Raw genomic sequence first — 19,326 nt, forward strand, 5'->3', positions numbered from 1 at the left:
GGGTCCTAGTCGAGAGCGCCAGTCGCATGAGCGAAGACGTCGAAGCCCCGCAAACCGACAGCGCCGACGCCGGATGGGCGGCGCCGAAAAGCGCTTCCGAGAGTCTGATCGGCTCCGAACGGATCCTCAATCAGGATGAGATCGACAGCCTGCTGGGCTTCGATCTCTCCGACGACGAGGTCTCCGAGCGCACGGGCATCCGGGCCATCATCAACTCGGCGCTCGTCTCTTACGAACGCCTCCCGATGCTCGAGATCGTCTTCGACCGCCTGGTGCGGTTGATGACCACGAGCCTGCGGAACTTCACGTCCGACAACGTCGAGGTCAGCCTCGACAACATCAGCTCTATCCGCTTCGGCGATTACCTGAACTCGATCCCGCTGCCGGCCATCCTGTCGGTGTTCCGCGCCGAGGAGCTGAACAACTACGGCCTGCTGACGGTCGACTCCAACCTGATCTACTCGATCGTCGACGTGCTGCTGGGCGGCCGCCGCGGCACGGCGGCCATGCGGATCGAAGGCCGCCCCTACACCACAATCGAGCGCGTGCTGGTTCAGCGCATGGTGGAGGTCGTACTCGCTGACGCTCGAGAGGCCTTCGAGCCGCTGACGCCTGTCAGCTTCACCCTCGATCGCCTCGAGACCAACCCGCGGTTCGCGGCCATCGCGCGGCCCGCCAACGCGGCCATCCTGGTGAAGCTGCGGATCGACATGGAAGACCGCGGCGGGCGGATCGAGCTCCTGCTGCCTTACGCCACCCTCGAGCCCATTCGGAAGATGCTGCTGCAGCAGTTCATGGGCGAGAAGTTCGGGCGCGACAACATCTGGGAAAGCCACCTCGCCACCGAGTTGTGGACCACCAACATGGAGGTGCGCGCCGTGCTCGACGAGCAGCAGGTCAGCCTCCAGCGCGTCCTCGACCTGAAGGTCGGCGACACCTTGATGCTGAACGCCACCCCCGACAGCCTCATCGAGCTGCGGGCCGGGGCGATTCCCTGACCCGCGGCCGGATGGGCCGCCGCAACGCCCACATCGCCGTCCGGGTCGAGGCGCCTCTTACGCCGCACGCCCGCCAAGCCGTCACGAGGTCCCAATGAGCCTGATCGGCCTGATCATGAACCTGGTGCTGGCGGGGCTTCTGCTCGCCGCGCTGACCATGGGCGTCCGGCTGAACCGCCGCCTGAAGGCGCTGCGCGACAGCCAGGACGGTTTCGCCACCGCCGTCGCCGAGCTGAACGCCGCCGCCCAGCGCGCCGAGCAGGGTCTGGCCGATCTGCGGGCCGCCACCGACGAGGCGACCGACGAACTCGCCGACCGCATCGAGAAGGGGCGCGCGCTCGCCGCCAAGCTGGAGCGCCTGACCGCCCAGGCGCCGGATCACATCCGGTCGGCGCCGGACGTGGACCGGGACGCCGAGCGCCGCCTCGGCGCCCTGCTGGCCGCGGCGCGCGAGGCCCGCGCCAAGCCGGAGCGTCTCGTGCGTGAAGAGCCCCGCCTGACCATGCGCCCCGTCGCGCGCCCGGCCGTGGACCCTGACGCCGACCTCTTCGAGGACGAGCCGCTGACCCTCGATGCGCCCTTCGGAGGCCGCCGGTGAATTCCATGCCCCGCATCCTGCCGCTGGTGGGCCTCGCCATCGGCGGCGTCCTGGCGGTGAATGCGCTGGCCGGCGCCCGCGACCTGCCGGGCATGCTGTCCGGCGCCCGTGCGTTCGCCGAGGAAGCCGTGAAGGGGGGGTGACCCCAAGGCCAGGCCGGAGGACGCCAAGGCCGACACGGGCGAGGCCAAGGACGCCGCCGCGGGCCTGCCGCCCCCGACCCTGCAGCCGAAGGCCGTCTGCGCGCCGACCGCCGCCGAACTTGCCAAGGCCGCCGGGCTGTCGCCGGCCGAGCTGCAGGTGCTGCAGAGCCTGGGCGAGCGCCGGGGAGTCCTTGACGCCCGCGAAAACGACCTCAACACCCAGCTTGCGCTCATGGCCGCGGCCGAGGCCAAGCTGGACGCCAAGATCAAGGCGCTGAACGGCCTGAAGGGCGAGGTGCAGGGCCTCCTGACTCAGGCCGACGCCATGGAGCAGGCCGAGATCGACCGCCTGGTGAAGGTCTTCGAAGGCATGAAGGCGAAGGATGCCGCGCCCCGTTTCACGGCGCTCGACGATTCCGTGCGCCTGCCGATCGCCGCCAAGATGAAGGAGCGTTCGCTGTCGGCGATCATGGCCCAGATGCCGGCGTCCGAGGCCAAGAAGCTGACCGAGGGCCTCGCCAAGCGCTTCACCGACGCCCAGGCCGCTGCGGCCCGCGCCCAGCAACTGGCGCAGAACGGCGCCGAGCCGCCCGCCGCGGCGCCGGCCGCCCCGCCGGCCAAGACCGCCAACGCGCCGCGTCGCCAGGCCCCGCCGCGCAAGGCCGCGCCGGCCAATCAACAGGCCGCCAAGCCCGAGGCCGCGCCGCCCGCCCCGGCGCCGCAGGCCGCCGCCCCGCCGGCCAAGGCCGGCTAGCCGATGCGCCTGCGCCAGGCCCTCCGTTCCGGCGTCGCCGCCGCCTGCATCGCCTCGGTGGCGGCGCCGGCCGGGATGGCTGCGCCCGCGGCGGAGGCCGGCGGCGCCAAGACGGCCACGGGTCCGCTGGACGTTCGGATCGCCCAGGCCGAGACCTTTTCGCGCATCGAGTTCCACTGGAAGGGCCAGGCCGCGGTCGCCGCGAAGCGCGACGGCCAGGTGCTGACCCTCAGTTTCAGCCGCGACGCCGACCCCGACATCTCGCGCCTGCGCACCTCGCCGCCCAGATGGGTGAAGACCGCCGAGAAGCGCCGCGCGGGGGGCAAGCTGCAGCTCGTCCTCACCCTGGCCGATGACGCCGACGCCAAGGTCGGGACCGCCGACGGCGCCTCCTACGTCAACGTCTTCGAGAAGCCGCCGGCCCCGGAGCGCGCGCCGGTGGACGTGGTTCAGGCCGAGCCCGAGCCGCCGCGGCCCGATCCTCTGCCGCCCGGCGGCGTGGTGAAGGTGGGCGTGAACGTCGCCGCCGGTCAGGCGCAGCTCACCTTCAACTGGGCCAATCCCGCCGGCGCCGCCGTCTTCCGCCGCGGCGGGGCCGTATGGGTGGTGTTCGATGCGCCCGCCAAGCTCGACGTCTCGGCCGCGCCCAAGGGGCTGAAACAGCTGGGCGCCATCCAGGCGTTCCGCGGGACCGACCACGCCGCGCTCAGGATCGAGACGTCCCCCGACACGCCGATCTTCGCCACCGCTGTGGGCGACACCTGGACCATCGCCCTCGGGCCCGGCGGCCAGTCCCAGCCCGGCATCGTCCGCGTCGGCCGCGACGCCGCCGGCGGCCCCCCGGTTATCAAGGCCCCGGTGGCCGGCGCCACACGCGTGGTCCGCTTCGCCGATCCGGTCGTGGGCGATGTCGTCACGGTGGTCACGGCCCTGGGCCCGCCCAAGGGCGTTCCGAGCCGGCGCGACTATGTCCAGATGGCGCTGCTGCCCTCGATCCAGGGCCTGGCGGTCGAGAGCTTCGTCGACGACCTCAGCGTCCGGCGCGACGGCGACATCGTCCGCATCGGCCGGCCGCAGGGCCTGACGCTCTCGCCGGCCTGGGCCACCAAGGACCGAGAACAGGCCGAACTCGGCGCGCCGAAGCCGGCCCCCATGCCGGCCCTGATCTCCGAGGAATGGGCGCAGACCGGCGAGCACGGCTTCCTGGCCCGCTACAATTCGCTCATGGCCGCAGCGGCCGCCGAGGGCGCCAACAAGGACCGCCAGGCCCCGGTCGCCGCGCGCATGGCGCTGGCTCGCTTCCTGGTGGGCTCGGAGCTCTCGTTCGAGGCGATCGGGATCCTCAACAACCTGGCGCGCGAACATCCCGAGATGCTCGACGATCCCGAGTTCCGCGGTCTGCGCGGCGTCGCCCGGGTGCTCGCCCGCCGGTACAAGGAGGCCGAGGCGGACCTCTCCGCGCCCGCACTGGCCGACGACCCGTCCAGCGCCATGTGGCGTTCCTACGTCTCGACGCAGCTGGCCCATTGGCCCGACGCCCGCGCCCAGTTCGGCAAGGGCGCCGAGTCCTTCGCGTTGTTCTCCCCCGCCTGGAAGGCCCGGTTCGCCCGCGCGGAGGCCCAGGCCTCGCTGTACCAGGGCGACCTCGTGGGCGCCGAAGCCCGAGTCAAACTCGCCCTCGCGGAGAAGGCCGGCGCGGCCGAGGAACTGCAGAGCCGCCTGCTGCAGGCGCGGATCATCGAACTGCAGGGGCACAAGGACCGCGCGCTCAGGATCTACACCGCCGTCGCCAAGGCCCCGGTCGATTCCATCTCGGCGCCGGCCCTTCTGCGCGCCACCCGGATCCAGCTCGAGACTGGCAAGCTCACGCCGCTGCAGGCGGCCACGGTGTTCGACAACCTGCGCTACCGCTGGCGCGGTGACGCGACCGAACTGGAGACCATCCGGGCGCTCGGCAACCTCTACCTCGACCAAGGGCGCTACCGCGAGGCGCTGGAGGCGCTGCGCACCGCCGGCGGCCGTCTGCCCGACCTGCCCGAGGCGCTGCAGCTCCAGGCCGACCTCTCCGCCGCTTTCCGGGCCCTGTTCCTCGACGGCATGGCGGATGGTCTGGAGCCGGTCCAGGCGCTGGCCCTGTTCTACGACTTCAAGGAACTGACGCCGGTCGGCGCGGACGGCGACCTGATGGTCCGCAAGCTGGTCCGCCGCCTCGTCGACGTCGACCTGCTGCCCCAGGCCGCCGAGCTCCTCAAGTACCAGGCGGACAACCGGCTGGAGGGCGTGGCCAAGGCCCAGGTGTCCACGGACCTGGCGCTGATCTATCTGATGGACCGCAAGCCGGAAGCCGCGATCCAGGCGATCAACGCCTCGCGCACGACGGTCCTGCCGACCGCCCTGAACAACGAGCGCCGTCTGATCGAGGCCCGCGCCTGGGCCGCCGTCGGCCGCCACGAAAACGCGCTGGAGATCATCGAGCGCGACGCCTCCCGTGAAGCCCAGGAGCTCCGCGCGGAGATCACCTGGAAGCAGAAGAACTGGGCGGCCGCCGGCCCGCTGTTCGAGAAGTCGCTGAGCGAGCGCTGGAAGAACCCCGATGCCCTCACCGCTGAGGAGGAGGGCAAGCTGCTCCGGGCCGGGGTCGCCTACAGCCTGGCTGGGGACGACGCCTCGCTCCAGCGGCTGGAGCGTCAGTACGCGGGCTTCTACGAGAAGGCCAACAACCCCGAAGCCCTGCGCATCGCGCTGTCGGGCGAACCCTCCGGCCGGCTCAGCGTCGGCGACTTCGGCCGCGTCAGCGCCGACAACGAGGCCTTCGCGGGCTGGGTCGACCGGATGAAGCAGCGCTTCAAGACGAGGCCGTCGCCGACGGGCAGGGCGGCGGCTCCCAATCCGGCTCCCGCGGCGGCCGGCAAGGCGGCGACGAATTAGCGCCTGCCAGCGCCGTGCAAGGGGGCCGCGCTATCCGCCGGCGCCGCGCTGAAAGCTCTCCACGAGACTGCCGCAGACCAGCCGCCAGCCGTCGACCAGCACGAAGAAGATCAGCTTGAACGGCAGGCTGACCACCGCCGGAGGCAGCATCATCATGCCCATGCTCATCAGCACGCTGGCGACCACCAGGTCGATCACCAGGAACGGCACGAACAGCAGGAAGCCGATCTCGAAGGCGCGCTTCAGCTCGCTGATCATGAAGGCAGGCGTCACCACCCGCAGCGGCGTCTCCTCCGCCGTCGCCGGCTTCTGGATCCGGGAAAGGCGGATGAACAGGCCCAGGTCCTCTTCGTCGACTTGGCTCAGCATGAAGGTCTTCACCGGGCCGCCGGCGGCGTCGAACGCGGCCGGCAGCTCCATCTGCTGGTCCAGCAGCGGCTTGACCCCTTCCTGGTACGACCGCTCGAAGGTCGGGCCCATGACGATGGCGGTGAGGAACAGGGCCAGCGAGACGATCACCGCGTTGGGCGGGCTCTGCTGCACCCCCAGCGCCGTGCGCAGCAGGCTCAGCACCACCACGATCCGCACGAAGGAGGTGGTCATGATGACGATGGATGGGGCCAGCGACAGCACCGTCAGCAGGCCCACCAGCTGAACGACCCGCTCGGTCAGCCCCGCGCCGGTGCCGAGGTCGATGTTCAGCGCCTGCGCCGCCGCGGCCGCCGGGAAGACCAGGGCCGCCAGCGTGGTGATGACCGCCAGGCCCGCGGCGCGGCGCCAATCGTCGGCGGGCAGGACGCGCATCGCCTTCAGGAGGTCGCGCATCAGCGGGCGTCCGTCATCTTGATCTGGGTCTCGCCCAGCAGCCGGCCCTCGCCCAGCAGCAGCAGCCGCTCCTGCCCGTCGCATTCGACGATCAGCAGTCGCCGCGCCGGGTCCAGGATCAGGGTCTCCACCACCTTCAGCCGACGCTCGCGCCGTTGCGGCTGGCCGAAGCGGGCGATTGCATTGGGCCCGTAGCGACGCAGCGCAAGCGCGCCGAGGCCCACAAGGCCCAGGGTCACGGCGAGGGCGAAGACGGCTTGGATGAAGTCGAGGAAACCCATGGGCGCTTCTGCGGCAGGAGGTGCTTTGCGGCCCATACCGGCCCGAGTCTCTTAAGAGGCGATTAACCCTGTTTATTCACCATCTTCGCCATGAACCTGGCCGAGATTCCGCTCTTCGCGATGCTCCGCGACCGCCTCGGCCACCTGTCCGAGCGGCAGCGGGTGATCGCCCAGAACGTCGCCAACGCCGAGACGGCCGGCTACGTCGCCCAGGACGTCAAGCCCTTCGCCGTCCAGGCGCAGCTGCACGGGGCGCGGGGCGCGCCGACCCTGATGGCGGCGACTCAGGCCGGGCACATGCATCCGAAATCCGAGCGCCGCCTGTCCACGGTGGCGGTCAAGGCGGTGGCTGCGCCGGGCTCCGAGACCACGCTCAACGGCAACGCCGTCGTGCTGGAGGAGGAGATGATGAAGATGTCCGAGGCCCGCATGAATTATGACGCGGCCATCGGGTTCTACCAGAAGTCCATGAACATACTGCGCACGGCCGCCCGTGCGCCGAGCCGCTGAGGACCTGATCGATGGCTGAACGCTCCATGGCCGGGGTGGCCCAGGCGATCGCGGCCTCCGCGCTGCGCGCCCAGCAGGCGCGGATGCGGATCATCGCCGAGAACCTGGCGAACGCGAACTCGACCTCCAAGACCGCGGGCGGAGATCCCTACCGCCGCCAGGCGCCGGTGTTCGAGCCGACCAAGGTACAGGGCGCGCAAGGCGTCCGCATGGCTCGCGTCGAGCCGGACCAGAGTGCGTTCCGCACCGAATACAATCCGGGCCACCCGTCGGCCGACGCCCAGGGCTATGTGAAGCTCCCGAACGTCAACTCCCTGGTCGAGGCGATGGACATGCGCGAGGCCCAGCGCGCCTACGAAGCCAATCTCAACGTCATCGAGACGGCGCGCGCCATGGAGACGCGCACCCTCGACCTGCTGAAGAAGTAGGGTCTTAAGCCATGATCACCGCGCTAGCCGCCTCCAAGGCCTACGCCGCCGCCCAGAAGGGGATCTCGCTCGATCCCGGCGCCGAGAGCCAGGCCGCGCCCGCCGCCGCCGGCCCGGGCTTCGGCGACATCCTGAAGGCCGCCATGGGCGACGCTATCCAGGCGTCGCGCCATGCCGAAGGCCAGATGGCCGCCCAGGTCCAGGGCAAGGCCGAGCTGATCGACGTGGTCACCGCCATCTCTGCGGCCGAGGCCAGCCTGGAGACGGTCATGGCCGTCCGCGACCAGGTGATCAGCGCCTACCAGGAAATCCTGCGGATGCCGATCTAGGGCTCTGCGATCCCTCCCCCGTGAAGGGGAGGGATTTGTCAGGGCTATTTGATGACTGCGCACGCCACGCGCGCGCCGGCCCCGCCGATCGGCTGGGTCTTGTGGTCGTCGGCGTTGGCGTGGATCAGCACCGCCGAACCGTCGGCGTCCCGCAGCGCCTTCAGCGTCGTCAGGGTCGTATAGACCTCGGCCGCCGCCGATCCGTCCGCGTGCGCGTGGATGTTCGGCAGGTCGCCGGTCTCGTTGGCTTCCGGGTTCAGCAGTCCATGCACCGCCTTGGCCTCGCCCCCATGGCCCTGATGCCGGGTGTGGGCGCCCGCGCTCGTGAAGTCCGACTTGGAGCAGTCCGCCTTCTCGTGGAAGTGCAGGCCGTGCCAGCCCGGCGTCAGGCCCTTGGCCTCCACCCGCATGACCACCCCCTTCGGGGCCTCGGTCAGGCTCACCGACCCCACCGTCTGGCCGGCTCCGTTCTTCAGCTCGGCCGTGAGCGTTTCGGCCTGAGCAGACCAGGCGGGCGCGGCGCCGGCGAGGGCTGAGGTGGCGGCGAGGACGGCGAACAGTCGGGACATTCGGCTACTCCTTGGGGATACGTGTCTGACGTCATAACGCGCGAGCGAGGCGGCCGGGAATGGCGAAGCGTGCTAGGCCTTGGAAGATGCCGCCCGTGATCGAACTCCAGGCCGTTTCGAAGCGCTACGGAGCCCAGGCCGCGCTGGATGCGGCCAGCCTTCGGGTCGCCTCCGGCGAGTTCGTGGCGCTCGTGGGCGGCTCCGGCTCCGGCAAGACGACGCTGCTCAAGACCATCAACGGTCTCGTCCGGCCGGACGAGGGGCGGGTGACGGCCCTGGGCGAGGACGCGGCGGCCGCTTCGCACGCCTTGCGCCGCCGCATCGGCTACGCCTTCCAGGAGGTAGGCCTCTTCCCGCATCGTACGGTGGCCGAGAACATCGCCGTCACGCCCACGCTGCTGGGCTGGGAGGCGGCCCGCATCGCGGCCCGTGTCGCCGAACTGCTGGCGCTCGTCAGTCTTCCGCGCGCCGTCGGCGACCGCCTGCCGGCGGAGCTCTCCGGCGGGCAACGCCAGCGGGTGGGCGTGGCCCGCGCCCTGGCGGGCGAGCCCGCCCTGGTGCTCATGGATGAGCCGTTCGGGGCCCTCGATCCGGTCACCCGCGACACCCTCGGCGCCGACTACCGGGCGCTGCACGATCGGCTGGGGCTGACCACGGTGATGGTCACCCACGACATGGCCGAGGCCGCCCTGCTGGCCGATCGTGTGGTGGTGATGAAGGCTGGCCGCATCCTCGCCGACGGCGCTCCTGCCGACCTGCTGGCCAGGAACGTCGACCCGGAGGTCCGCGATCTCCTGGAGGCGCCGCTGCGCCAGGCCAGGCGGCTGGAAGACCGGTTCGGCGCATGAGTCCGCGCCTTGCCGCCGCCTTCGAACGCCTGTCGGAATACCTCGGCGCGCACGTCCTGCTGAGCGCCTCGGCCCTGGTGCTGGGCGTCGCGACCAGCCTGCCCCTGGCTATCGCCGCGACCCGCAGCGCTCGCCTGCGCTGGCCGCTTCTCGCCCTGGCCAGCCTGATCCAGACGATCCCCAGCCTCGCGCTGCTGGCGCTTTTCTACCCGCTGCTTCTGGCGCTTTCGGCCTTGAGCCTGGCGGCCCTGGGCGTCGGCTTCTCGGCCCTCGGCTTCCTGCCGTCGCTGCTGGCGCTGACGCTTTACTCGATGCTGCCGATCCTGCGGAACACCGTCGCCGGCATCGGCGGAGTCGAGCCCGCGATCCGCGAGGCGGCGGACGCCCTGGGCATGACTCCGCGCCAAAAGCTCCTGCAGGTCGAGCTGCCGCTGGCCGCGCCCGTCGTCATGGCGGGCATCCGCACCGCCGCCGTCTGGACCATCGGCGCCGCCACGCTGTCCACGCCGGTGGGCCAGACCAGCCTCGGCAACTACATCTTCGCCGGGCTGCAGACCGAGAACTGGGTCTTCGTGCTTTTCGGTTGCGCCGCCTCCGCGGGCCTGGCGCTGGCCGCTGACCAGTTGCTTGGCCTGATGGAGGCAGGGCTGCGCCGGCGACGCCGGCTCTTGGTTCTGGCCGGCGCAGTGGGCCTCGTCGCCGGCGTTGCGTTCGCCTTGCTGCCGCTGGCCGGCCTCGGCAGGCCCGCCGCCTATGTGGTCGGCGCCAAGAACTTCTCCGAGCAGTATATCCTGGCCGAACTGATGGCTGGCCGACTCGAGCGTGAAGGCGCCCGCGTAGCGCGCAAGGACAACCTCGGAAGCGCCGTCGCCTATCGGGCGCTGGCGGCCGGCGAACTCGACGTCTACGTCGACTATTCGGGTACGCTCTGGACGAACGTCCTGGGCCGCACCGACAACCCCGGCCGCCAGGCCGTGCTCGACCAACTCACCGCAGAGCTCGCGCGACGCGACGATGTCCGGGTCCTGGGCTCGCTGGGCTTCGAGAACGCCTACGCCTTCGTCATGCGGCCCGACCGCGCCCGCGAGTTGGGCGTCGCGTCCATCGCCGACCTGGCCCGCCAGGCGCCGGGCCTGAGGCTGGGATCCGACCTGGAGTTCCTGTCGCGCCCCGAATGGAAGGCGGTCGAGACCGCCTACGGCCTGAAGTTCCGCAGCGCCACCGCCTACCAGCCCACCTTCATGTACCGCGCGCTGGCGGGCGGCGAGGCCGACGTCATTTCGGCCTTCTCCTCGGACGGCCGCATCGCCGCCGACCGCCTCGTCGTGCTCACCGATCCCAAGGCCGCGATCCCGCCCTACGACGCCGTGGTCCTCGTCTCGCCCAGGCGGCGGGACGACGCTCGCCTGCTGGCCGCGCTCCAGCCGTTGATCGGCAAGCTACCCGTCGAGGCCATGCGCGCCGCCAACTACAGCGTGGACCGCGACGGCGGGAAGGCGAGCCCGGCCGAGGCCGCCCGCAAGCTCCAAACCGACCTCGGCCTCTGACTGTCCAACTGGGCAATTCCTGCCCACCGGTAGCCGTTCGTTAACCATAGCGGTCGACTCTGCCTCTCGCGGATTCTCCGCGGGTTTCAGTGCGTGTGGGCGGGGGATTCGATGAACGGCGCCGAGGTTCTGGATGTCGGTCGCGAGGCCATCTGGCTGACGATCCAGCTCTCCGCCCCGGTGCTCATCGTCGGCCTGATCGTCGGTGTCGCCATCGGCCTGCTGCAGGCCCTGACGCAGATCCAGGAAGCGACGCTGGTCTACGCGCCGAAGATCGTGGCCATCTTCGTCTCGCTGCTCATCTTCCTGCCGCTCATGGGCGCGCTGATGAGCGGCTTCATGCAGCACATCGCCGCCCGCATCTCGGCGATGTGAGGCGGGGCGCCCAACGCCCCATGGAATCCCCCTAGTGGAATCCTATGCAACAGCCCAGCAGGTGTTCGCCGGCGGCCTCGTGTTCGCCAGGCTCGGCGCCATGGTGCTCCTGCTGCCCGGGCTGGGCGAGACCTTCATTCCCGCCCGGATCCGGCTGTCGTTCGCGCTCGCGCTCGCGCTGATGCTGTTCCCGGTGCTCAGCGCCGGCGCACCGCCGCTGCCGGGGTCGGTCGGCGCCATGGCCGGCGAGGTGATCCAGGAGGTGCTGATCGGACTGATGATCGGCGGCATCCTGCGGATCTTCATGATGTCTCTGTCGACCGCCGGCGAGTTCGTGTCGCTGGGCACCACGCTGTCCTTCGCCCAGACCGCGAACCCGATGCAGGCCCAGCCGTCGCCGACGCTCTCGACCTTCCTCGGCCTGATGGGCGTGGTGCTGATCATGGCGACCGACCTGCACCACATGTTCCTGGCCGCGATCGTCCGGTCCTACAGCCTGTTCCCCTTCGGCCGCGACGTGCCCATCGCCGACGCCGGCCAGCTCGCCATCCAGACCGTCAGCAAGTCGTTCGCCCTGGGCCTCCAGCTCGCCGCGCCGGTCCTGGCCTTCTCGCTGATCTTCAACGTCGCGGTGGGCCTCGTGGGCCGCGTCATGCCGCAGTTCCAGGTCTTCTTCGTCGCCACCCCGCTGATCGTGCTGCTGGGACTGGCGATCTTCGCCCTCAGCCTGGGCACCATCGGCCTCGTCTGGGTCGAGCGTTATCGTGAGCTGGTGGGGGGCTTTCCTCGGCCAATGAGCGAAGACGCCGCCTCCAAGACAGAAGAGCCGACACCGCGAAAACTATCCGAGGCGCGGAAGAAGGGCGACGTCCCGAAAACGCCGGACCTGTCGCCCTTCGCCGTGCTGGCGGGCGTCTCGGCGACGGTCCTGTTCCTGGGCGAATGGCTGGCGCGGAGCCTGACCCTGAACCTGCTGCCCTACGTCGCCCATCCGCACGAGATATCCGTCGACGGGCAGGGCGGCGTCGGCATCATCCGCCATGCGGTCATGGCCGCCGCCCCAGTGCTTGCCGTCGTTTTCGGCGTCGCCACCGTATGCGGCGTGGCCGGCAACATTTCCCAGACCGGCCTGATGTTCAGCGGCGAGAAGCTCAAGCCGGACCTTGCCAAGCTGTCGCCGCTCAAGGGGTTGAAGAAGATGCTCGGCCCGGACGGCCTGATGCAGTTCTTCAAGTCGGTGGTGAAGGTCTGCGTCATGGGCCTGCTCGCCTGGTGGATCCTCGAACCCCACGCGTCCGAGCTCGCCAACCTGGCAGCCCGCGATCCGATGGCGATCCTGCCTTTCGCCGTCGAGATCCTGAAGCGGCTGCTGTTCGCCGTCTGCGCGATGTCCCTGGCCATCGCCGGCGTCGACTGGCTGTGGCAGCGCCAGCGCTTCATGAAGCGGATGCGGATGAGCAAGGAAGAGGTCAAGGAGGACCACAAGCAGAGCGAGGGCGACCCCCACGTCAAGGCGCGCCAGAAGCAGATCCAGTTCACCCGCGCCCGGCAGCGGATGATGGCCGCGGTGCCCGAAGCTACCGTGGTGATCATGAACCCGACCCACTACGCCGTGGCGCTGAAGTACGAAGCCGAGAAGGGCGGCGCCCCGCTGTGCGTCGCCAAGGGCCTGGACAGTCTCGCCCTGAAGATCCGCGCTGTGGCCGAGGAGGCGGGCGTCACCGTCATCGAGGACCCGCCGCTGGCGCGCGCGCTCTACGCCGCGGTCGAGGTCGACGACATGATCCCGCCCGCCCACTACGAAGCCGTCGCCAAGATCATCGGCTTCATTCTGAACGCGGCGTCAGCGCGCCGTGCGACCGCTAAACCCTTGTGACAGAATGCCGATGACCGAATCGCCGGATGCCGTCATGGCCGAGCCGCCGTCCAATGCGAAATCCCGCTTCGACCCCCTGACGGGGGCGGCGGTGGTGTTCTTCCTTCTCGCCGTGGCCTTCGCCGCGGCGCTGGCGCTCGACGCCGGTCCGGCGACTCTGGCCAGCATGATGCTGCTGATCGGCCTGGCGGGCGTGTCCTGCCTCGGGCTGTTCGTCCTGCGCACCGGCGCCGAGGCGCCCGCCGAGAGCGACCAGGGCGCCGAGACCTTCCTCCAGGCGCTGGACGAGCCCGCCGCCATCGCCTCGCCGGACGGCAAGCTGTCGGCGGCCAACGCCGCCTGGCGCGAAGCCATGGGCCCGGTCATGCGTCTGCCGAAGAGCGGCGCCGCCGCCGCCAGCCTGTTCGGCGCACTGGCCGCCGCCCGCCGGGGCGAATTGGGTCGCGCCCTGCTGAAGGTGGCCGGCGAGGAGCGCAAGGCGCTGATCTCGCCCGTCGAGACCCGCGGCGGTCCCCGCCGCTACCTCGTCCGGTTGACCGGCCAGTCCGGCACGCTGGCCCTGCCGTCCGCCGCCATGGAGGTGCTGAACGCCTTCTCCGGCGCCAAGGCCCCGCCGCCCAAGGTGCTGGACGCCTTCGCCGCCGCCTCGCCCTTCGGCGCGGCCCTGCTCGAGGGCGAGGACCCGTTCCTCGCGACCATCGTCGAGGCCAATCCGGCGCTGAAGGCCGTGGCCGGCGAATGGGAGGCCGGCCAGCCATTCGGTGAGCTGATCGAGGCCGGCAGCCGCGCCGACGCCGCCCAGCGCCTGGACGACGGCAGGGCGCCGCTCGAGGTGCGCCTGGCCTGCGATCCGACCCGGATCGCCCACCTGTACCTGTCCAAGAGCGACGGCCGCTGGGTCGCCTACCTGGTCGACGTCTCCGAGCAGAAGCAGATGGAGGTGCAGCTTTCGCAGAGCCAGAAGATGCAGGCTATCGGCCAGCTCGCCGGCGGCGTGGCGCACGACTTCAACAACCTGCTCACCGCCATCCTGATGCAGCTCGACGTGCTGGCCACCCGCCATCCCGTCGGCGATCCCTCCTACGAGGGGCTGAACGAGATCAAGCAGACCTCGATGCGGGCCGCCGACCTGGTCCGCAAGCTGCTGGCCTTCTCACGTAAACAGACCGTCCAGCGCGAGATCCTCGACATCGGCGAGATGATCTCCGAGTCAGAGGTGCTGCTGCGCCGCCTGCTGCCCGAAGACATCAAGCTGGTCACCGACTACGGCCGCAACCTGCCGCACGTCCGCGCCGACCGCGGCCAGCTCGACACCGCCATCATGAACCTGGTGGTCAACGCCCGGGACGCGATCCGCACCCACGGCGGCAGCCGCATCAAGATCAAGACCGGCCGCGTCAGCCAGGAGGAGGCCCAGAAGCTCGGCTATCCGTCCGCCCAGGGCGACCAGGCGCTGATCCAGGTCTCGGACGACGGCCCGGGGATCCCGCCCGAGGCGATGGACAAGATCTTCGACCCCTTCTTCACCACCAAGCCGGTGGGCGAGGGGACCGGCCTGGGCCTCGCCACGGTGTACGGCATCGTCAAGCAGTCGGACGGCTGGATCTCGGTCGACAGCCGGCCGGGCAAGGGCGCGGCCTTCCGCATCTTCCTGCCGGTGCACGTGCCGGCCGTGGAGGTCGCGCCGCCGCCCGAACCGGTCGCCAAACCGAAGCGTCCCGCCGCGCGCGACCTCTCCGGCGCCGGCCGCATCCTGTTCGTCGAGGACGAGGACGCGGTGCGCGGCGTCGCCGCCAAGCTGCTCCGCGCTCGCGGCTACGAGGTGATGGAGGCGGCCAGCGGCGAAGAGGCCTTGGAACTCGCCGAGACCCACGCCGGGGAGATCGACCTGATGATTTCCGACGTCGTGATGCCCGGCATGCAGGGGCCCGAGCTGCTCAAGCAGGCCCGCGGATACCTGGGCTCCGCCCCGGTGATGTTCATCTCGGGTTACGCCGAGAGCGAGTTCTCGGACCTTCTGGAGGGCGAGAGCAACATCTCGTTCCTGCCGAAGCCGATCGACATCAAGACCCTGGCCGAGCGGGTGAAGCAGGAGTTGCAGAAGGCCGCCTGACGCCGCGGGATGCGCCCGCGGCAAGCCGCAGCGGGCGGCCCGAACGGGCTTGCGCGCCACGGCGGGCGCCTCCAAAGATCGCCGCTCGTTTGACCGCGCCGGTCGATCCTGAAGAGCGCCGCCCCTTGAGTTCCGAGCCCCAGACGATCCGCCTGACCCCGCCGCAGGTGCTGGACTATGCGCTCGCGGCCGAGCGGGCCGGCCGGGTCGACGAGGCCCGGCGGCTCTACGGCGCCCTGCGCGCCGCCGACGCCGTCTCCGCCACCACCAACGTCGCCCGAATGGCCGAGGACGCCGCCCGCGACGACGAGGCCGAGGCCCTGTTCCGCCGCGCCTGCGAGATGGCGCCCGACGATCCCGAGCCCGCCTTCCTCCTGGGCTGCCTGCTGCTGAAGCGCGGCCGCTACGCCGAGGGCTGGCCGCTGTACGAGGCGCGCATCCGCCGCCGAGGCCGGGTGAAGCCCGTCTTCCCATTTCCGGAATGGCAGGGCGGCCCGGTTGGCTCGCTGCTGATCCTCCAGGACCAGGGCCTGGGCGACCAGATCATGTACGCCCGCTTCGCCAAGGTCCTGAAGGATCGTGGCGTCGACGTCACCCTGGTCTGCAGCCCCTCGCTCATCCGCCTGTTCGAGCCGCTGGGGGTGCGCCTGATCCCCAGCCCGCTGAGCGGCGAGCCGCCGCGGCACGACGCCTGGGTCCTGGCCGGCTCGTTGCCGCTGCTGATGGGCGTCACGCCCGAGACCCTGCCGGCTGATCCCTATCTGCCCGGCGCGCCATTTGGGTCGGGGGTCGGCTTCATGGCCCGCGGCAACCCGGCTCACGTGAACGACGCCTGGCGCTCGCTGCCCGACGACCTCGCCGACGAGGTGCTGTCATGGCCCGGCGTGCGCAGCCTGGCCCCAGAGGCCACCGGCGCCCTCGACATGGCCGACACCGCCGCGATCGTCCGCGACCTCGATCTGGTGATCAGCGTCGACACCGCTGTCGCCCATCTGGCCGGCGCGATGGGAAAGCCCTGCTGGCTGCTGCTGCCCTTCGATCCCGACTGGCGCTGGATGCGCGACCGCGCCGACAGCCCCTGGTATCCCTCCCTGCGCCTTTTCCGCCAGCCGCGGGCGGAGGATTGGCGCAGTGTCCTGGCCGAGGTGCGCGCCGCCCTCGACGCCCGCTGAACAGGTCCGTTCGAATGTCCCAAGCTCATCCCAAAGGCCAGCTCAGCTTCGTCCGGCTGTTCGAGCTCGCGCAGAAGGCGACCGCCGAAGACCGCCTGGACGAAGCCGAACAGATCTACCGCCGTCTGCTGCGCGACGGCCCGGCCCCGCCTGTCGCCCGAAACCTGTCGGTCTTGCTGGAGCTCGAAGGCCGCTACCAGGAATCCGAGCAGGTCCTGCGTGAGGCCCACGAGCGCTGGCCGGACGACAAGCCCACCGCCTGGTTCCTGGGAATGGCGCTGCTGCGCCGCGGCGCGTACGCCGAGGGCTGGCCGCTCTACCACGAGCAGGACTCCCGCGCCCACTGGACCTCGGCGCTCAGCTTCCCGGAGTGGCAGGGCGGTCCGGTCCGGAGTCTGCTGGTGCTGCCCGACCAGGGGCTCGGCGACCAGATCCAGTTCGCTCGCTTCGTCCGCATCCTGGTCCAGCGCGGGGTCGAGGTGACGCTGTATTGCAAGCCGCCGTTGGTGCGCCTGTTCTCGGGGCTCGGCGCCAACGTGCAGTCGGCCGAGGGCTCGGCCAGCATTCCGCGCCACGACGCCTGGACGATCCTGTCGGCCCTGCCGTGGCGGATGGGCGTGACCGTCGGCACTATCCCGGCCGAACCTTATCTGCCGTCGAAGCCGTTCGGCAGCGGCGTCGGCGTCGTCGCGCGCGGGAACCCGGGCCACCACAAGGACCGCTGGCGCTCGATGCCGGACGAGGTGGCCGCCGAGCTGATGAGCTGGCCGGGCGTCGTCAGCCTTCAGCCCGAGGACACCGGCGCCAAGGACCTCGAGGACACACGCCGGATCATCGAAGACCTCGAACTGGTGATCACGGTCGACACCGCCGTCGCCCATCTGGCCGGGGCCATGGGCAAGCCCGTGTGGCTGCTGGTTTCCACGGTGTCGGACTGGCGGTGGCTGTGCGACCGCACCGACAGCCCGTGGTATCCCTCGATCCGCATCTTCCGCCAGCGGGAGCGGGGCGACTGGACGAGCCTGCTCGCTGAGGTCCGCGCCGCTTTCGACGGCCGCTAGGCGACCCCAGCCGGGGCCGCGGCCCCGTAGGGCGCAAGATCGATGCCGGGGTAGCGCAGGGCGACGTCGGCCAGGGTCTGGGCGTTCCAGTAGGGATCGCCCGGGGGCGGCCAGCCGAAGAGGTCGCGCTGGCGCGGCGTCATCCGCACCATGGCTTCCTTCCAGCCGGGGTTCAGCGTCCGGTCGGGCCAGGCGAGCTTGCCCTGCCAGCGCCAGCCGCGCGGCTTGAAGTCCACTGGCATGACGAACCGCGAGCGCCCCTCGCCCTTGAAGTTCGATCCCCGGTGGAAGACGTCGGTCTTGTAGATCAGGATCGAGCCGGCGGGGCCGGTGACGGCCACCTCGTCGTCGAAGAATTCGCCCATCTGGGTGCGTGTCACCCCGATCGGGATGTGCCGGGTCCTGTCGATCGGCACGGCCTTGGTCGGCCCGTCCAGCTCGCTCACGTCCGACAGCAGGATGAAACAGGTCATCTGCGGCATCAGCTGGTCGGCGCGGGGCACCACGATGGTGTGGTTCTCATAGTCCCGGTGGTGCGCCTGGTCGTAGTCGACCGCGCCCGAGTACTTGGCCCACAGCTCGATCTTGTAGCAGTCGATCTCGTCCGTCTGCAGGAAGCGCTCGGCCGCGTCGATCAGGTCCGGATAGACCGGCACGCGGTTCAGCGCCCAGCTCGGATAGGGGAAGAACCGCAGTCCCGCGAACTGGCTCTTGGCGAAGCTCGGATAGGCCGACGGATCGGCGAAGTAGGCCTCCGGCCGCGGATAGAGCTCCCACAGCGCGTCCTGCGCCGCCGACAGTGTGTCCTTGTCCAGGAAGCCTTCCACCACGGTGAACCCGCGGTCCCAGACCTCGGCGAGCTTGGCGTCGGGGATCCTCATGGGCGAATAGAAGCCCGCCTGCGACGCTACGCGCAAGCACGGTGCGCCCCTGCGGCTTGCCAGCCAAGCTTGACCGTTCGACACTTCCCCCGTGACCGGCAGCAAGACCCCGACCGAGCATCTGCGCCCCGTCTTTGAGGCGGCGGCCGCCAGTCATCGCGCCGGCCGGCTGGACGAGGCCATCGGCGGTTACCTCCAGGTGCTGCGCGAGGCGCCCGACCTCGTGTTCGTGAAGGACAACCTGTCCCTGGCCCTGCTGGCGGCTGGCGACTACGCCCGCGGCCTGCGGCTTTACGAGGTCCGCTTCGATCGCAGCCGGGAGCCCGTGGTGAAGCCGCAGGTTCCGTTCCCGGAATGGCAGGGCGAGGACCTTGCGGGCCGCTCGCTGCTGGTCTGGCCCGAGCAGGGGTTCGGCGACCAGATCATGTACGCCCGCTTCGCCCGTGTGCTCCACGACCAGGGCGTGAAGGTCACCTGGGCCGCGCCGCCCGAGCTCGCGCCGCTGTTCCGGCATCTGCCGGCCACGGTGGTCGAAGCCGGGCCCGAGCTGCGCCTGCCGCGGCACGACGCCTGGTGCATGTCGGGGTCCCTGCCGCTGCGGACCGGCGCGACCCTCGACGCCCTCCCGGTCGAGCCCTATCTGCCTTCGGAGCCTCGGGATGCGCCGCCGCACGGCGTCGGCGTCATGCTGTTCGGCCGCGCCACTCCCGATCCGCTGCGCTCCCTGACGCCCGAGGCCGCCGCCGTGGTCCGTGGCTGGCCGGGCGTGGTCAGCCTCGCGCGCGAGGACGCCGGCGATTTCGAGAACACCCGCCGCATCATCTCCGGTCTCGACTGCGTGGTGACGATCGACACCGCCATCGCTCACCTCGCCGGCGCCATGGGCAAGCCCACCCTGCTGATGCTGCCCTTCGCCCCGGACTGGCGCTGGATGTGGGATCGCGAGGACAGTCCCTGGTACCCCTCGATGCGTCTGTATCGCCAGCCGGCGCCCGGGGACTGGACCAGCGTGCTTGCGCGCGTCAGGGCAGCGCTGGACGCACGCGGCCAGTAGCCGCCTTCAGCCGGCCTGAAAGCCGCTTCAGGTCTT

18 protein-coding genes and 3 pseudogenes are annotated in these 19,326 nt (G+C 70.6%); 17 read left to right on the forward strand and 4 right to left on the reverse strand.

Going from position 1 to position 19,326, the window contains the following annotated elements; genetic code table 11:
• Nucleotides 1-26 precede the first annotated feature (26 nt).
• The 5 genes and pseudogenes from fliM to LRS10_RS12530 all read left to right on the forward strand — a co-directional run bounded on the left by fliM (nt 27) and on the right by LRS10_RS12530 (nt 5,421).
• Nucleotides 27-1,096, forward strand: a pseudogene (gene fliM / locus LRS10_RS12510) (flagellar motor switch protein FliM).
• On the forward strand, nt 1,093-1,596 hold the full coding sequence (locus LRS10_RS12515) for a DUF6468 domain-containing protein (RefSeq protein WP_257837549.1): 504 nt from the start codon (nt 1,093-1,095) through the stop codon (nt 1,594-1,596). The pseudogene fliM and the gene LRS10_RS12515 overlap by 4 nt, the downstream one beginning before the upstream one ends.
• The gene (locus LRS10_RS12520) at nt 1,593-1,739 is read left to right on the forward strand and encodes a hypothetical protein (RefSeq protein WP_257837550.1); all 147 of its coding nucleotides are present in this window, start codon (nt 1,593-1,595) and stop codon (nt 1,737-1,739) included. Before LRS10_RS12515 ends, LRS10_RS12520 begins: the two co-directional genes overlap by 4 nt.
• Nucleotides 1,740-1,896: 157 nt before the next feature.
• Nucleotides 1,897-2,493: a MotE family protein gene (locus LRS10_RS12525; protein WP_257837551.1), complete on the forward strand. Its 597-nt coding sequence runs from the start codon at nt 1,897-1,899 to the stop codon at nt 2,491-2,493.
• A gap of 3 nt (nt 2,494-2,496) precedes the next feature.
• Nucleotides 2,497-5,421 (forward strand): endoglucanase, encoded by a 2,925-nt coding sequence (locus LRS10_RS12530; RefSeq protein ID WP_257837552.1) that lies wholly within the window; start codon nt 2,497-2,499, stop codon nt 5,419-5,421.
• Nucleotides 5,422-5,451: 30 nt separating this feature from the next.
• On the opposite strand, the gene fliP is transcribed toward LRS10_RS12530, so the two are convergent.
• Both fliP and LRS10_RS12540 read right to left on the reverse strand, forming a co-directional pair.
• Nucleotides 5,452-6,249, reverse strand: a complete 798-nt coding sequence (fliP, locus tag LRS10_RS12535; protein WP_257839155.1) for a flagellar type III secretion system pore protein FliP — start codon at nt 6,247-6,249, stop codon at nt 5,452-5,454.
• Nucleotides 6,246-6,527: a flagellar biosynthetic protein FliO gene (locus LRS10_RS12540; RefSeq protein WP_257837553.1), complete on the reverse strand. Its 282-nt coding sequence runs from the start codon at nt 6,525-6,527 to the stop codon at nt 6,246-6,248. The genes fliP and LRS10_RS12540 overlap by 4 nt, the downstream gene beginning before the upstream one ends.
• A 90-nt stretch (nt 6,528-6,617) precedes the next feature.
• Here LRS10_RS12540 and LRS10_RS12545 point away from each other — a divergent pair, with 90 nt between their 5' ends.
• The 3 genes from LRS10_RS12545 to LRS10_RS12555 are packed head-to-tail and all read left to right on the forward strand — an operon-like array spanning nt 6,618 to nt 7,794.
• Nucleotides 6,618-7,037, forward strand: coding sequence for a flagellar biosynthesis protein FlgB (locus tag LRS10_RS12545; RefSeq protein WP_257837554.1), 420 nt, complete (start codon nt 6,618-6,620; stop codon nt 7,035-7,037).
• An 11-nt stretch (nt 7,038-7,048) separates the two neighbouring features.
• The gene (flgC, locus tag LRS10_RS12550) at nt 7,049-7,465 is read left to right on the forward strand and encodes a flagellar basal body rod protein FlgC (protein WP_257837555.1); all 417 of its coding nucleotides are present in this window, start codon (nt 7,049-7,051) and stop codon (nt 7,463-7,465) included.
• Between the two features lie 11 nt (nt 7,466-7,476).
• Entirely contained in the window at nt 7,477-7,794 is a 318-nt protein-coding gene (locus tag LRS10_RS12555; protein ID WP_257837556.1) for a flagellar hook-basal body complex protein FliE, read from the forward strand.
• A 44-nt stretch (nt 7,795-7,838) separates the two neighbouring features.
• Here LRS10_RS12555 and LRS10_RS12560 read toward each other — a convergent pair whose 3' ends face one another.
• Entirely contained in the window at nt 7,839-8,363 is a 525-nt protein-coding gene (locus LRS10_RS12560; RefSeq protein ID WP_257837557.1) for a superoxide dismutase family protein, read from the reverse strand.
• An 86-nt stretch (nt 8,364-8,449) separates the two neighbouring features.
• Here LRS10_RS12560 and LRS10_RS12565 point away from each other — a divergent pair, with 86 nt between their 5' ends.
• The 8 genes and pseudogenes from LRS10_RS12565 (at nt 8,450) to LRS10_RS12600 (ending at nt 17,355) form a co-directional block, all read left to right on the forward strand.
• Nucleotides 8,450-9,211: an ABC transporter ATP-binding protein gene (locus tag LRS10_RS12565; RefSeq protein ID WP_257839156.1), complete on the forward strand. Its 762-nt coding sequence runs from the start codon at nt 8,450-8,452 to the stop codon at nt 9,209-9,211.
• Nucleotides 9,208-10,758, forward strand: coding sequence for an ABC transporter permease/substrate-binding protein (locus LRS10_RS12570; RefSeq protein ID WP_257837558.1), 1,551 nt, complete (start codon nt 9,208-9,210; stop codon nt 10,756-10,758). The genes LRS10_RS12565 and LRS10_RS12570 overlap by 4 nt, the downstream gene beginning before the upstream one ends.
• Nucleotides 10,759-10,869: 111 nt before the next feature.
• Entirely contained in the window at nt 10,870-11,133 is a 264-nt protein-coding gene (gene fliQ / locus LRS10_RS12575; protein WP_257837559.1) for a flagellar biosynthesis protein FliQ, read from the forward strand.
• A gap of 34 nt (nt 11,134-11,167) precedes the next feature.
• Nucleotides 11,168-11,917 (forward strand): annotated as a pseudogene (fliR, locus tag LRS10_RS12580) (flagellar biosynthetic protein FliR); the annotation flags it as partial.
• 39 nt (nt 11,918-11,956) lie between these two features.
• Nucleotides 11,957-13,009 (forward strand): annotated as a pseudogene (flhB, locus tag LRS10_RS12585) (flagellar biosynthesis protein FlhB); the annotation flags it as partial.
• Nucleotides 13,010-13,043: 34 nt separating this feature from the next.
• Complete coding sequence (cckA, locus tag LRS10_RS12590) at nt 13,044-15,122, forward strand: cell cycle histidine kinase CckA (protein WP_257837560.1); 2,079 nt, start codon at nt 13,044-13,046, stop codon at nt 15,120-15,122.
• A 125-nt stretch (nt 15,123-15,247) separates the two neighbouring features.
• Entirely contained in the window at nt 15,248-16,294 is a 1,047-nt protein-coding gene (locus LRS10_RS12595; RefSeq protein ID WP_257837561.1) for a tetratricopeptide repeat protein, read from the forward strand.
• Nucleotides 16,295-16,308: 14 nt separating this feature from the next.
• Nucleotides 16,309-17,355: a tetratricopeptide repeat-containing glycosyltransferase family protein gene (locus LRS10_RS12600; RefSeq protein WP_257837562.1), complete on the forward strand. Its 1,047-nt coding sequence runs from the start codon at nt 16,309-16,311 to the stop codon at nt 17,353-17,355.
• On the opposite strand, the gene LRS10_RS12605 is transcribed toward LRS10_RS12600, so the two are convergent.
• A complete protein-coding gene (locus tag LRS10_RS12605) occupies nt 17,352-18,236 on the reverse strand; it encodes a phytanoyl-CoA dioxygenase family protein (RefSeq protein WP_257837563.1) in 885 nt (294 codons plus the stop codon). The genes LRS10_RS12600 and LRS10_RS12605 overlap by 4 nt on opposite strands.
• Before the next feature lie 91 nt (nt 18,237-18,327).
• Here LRS10_RS12605 and LRS10_RS12610 point away from each other — a divergent pair, with 91 nt between their 5' ends.
• Nucleotides 18,328-19,290 (forward strand): hypothetical protein, encoded by a 963-nt coding sequence (locus tag LRS10_RS12610; RefSeq protein ID WP_257837564.1) that lies wholly within the window; start codon nt 18,328-18,330, stop codon nt 19,288-19,290.
• The last annotated feature ends 36 nt before the right edge of the window (nt 19,291-19,326 follow it).

The organism is Phenylobacterium sp. J426 (genome assembly GCF_024699945.1).
Taxonomy (GTDB): domain Bacteria; phylum Pseudomonadota; class Alphaproteobacteria; order Caulobacterales; family Caulobacteraceae; genus Phenylobacterium.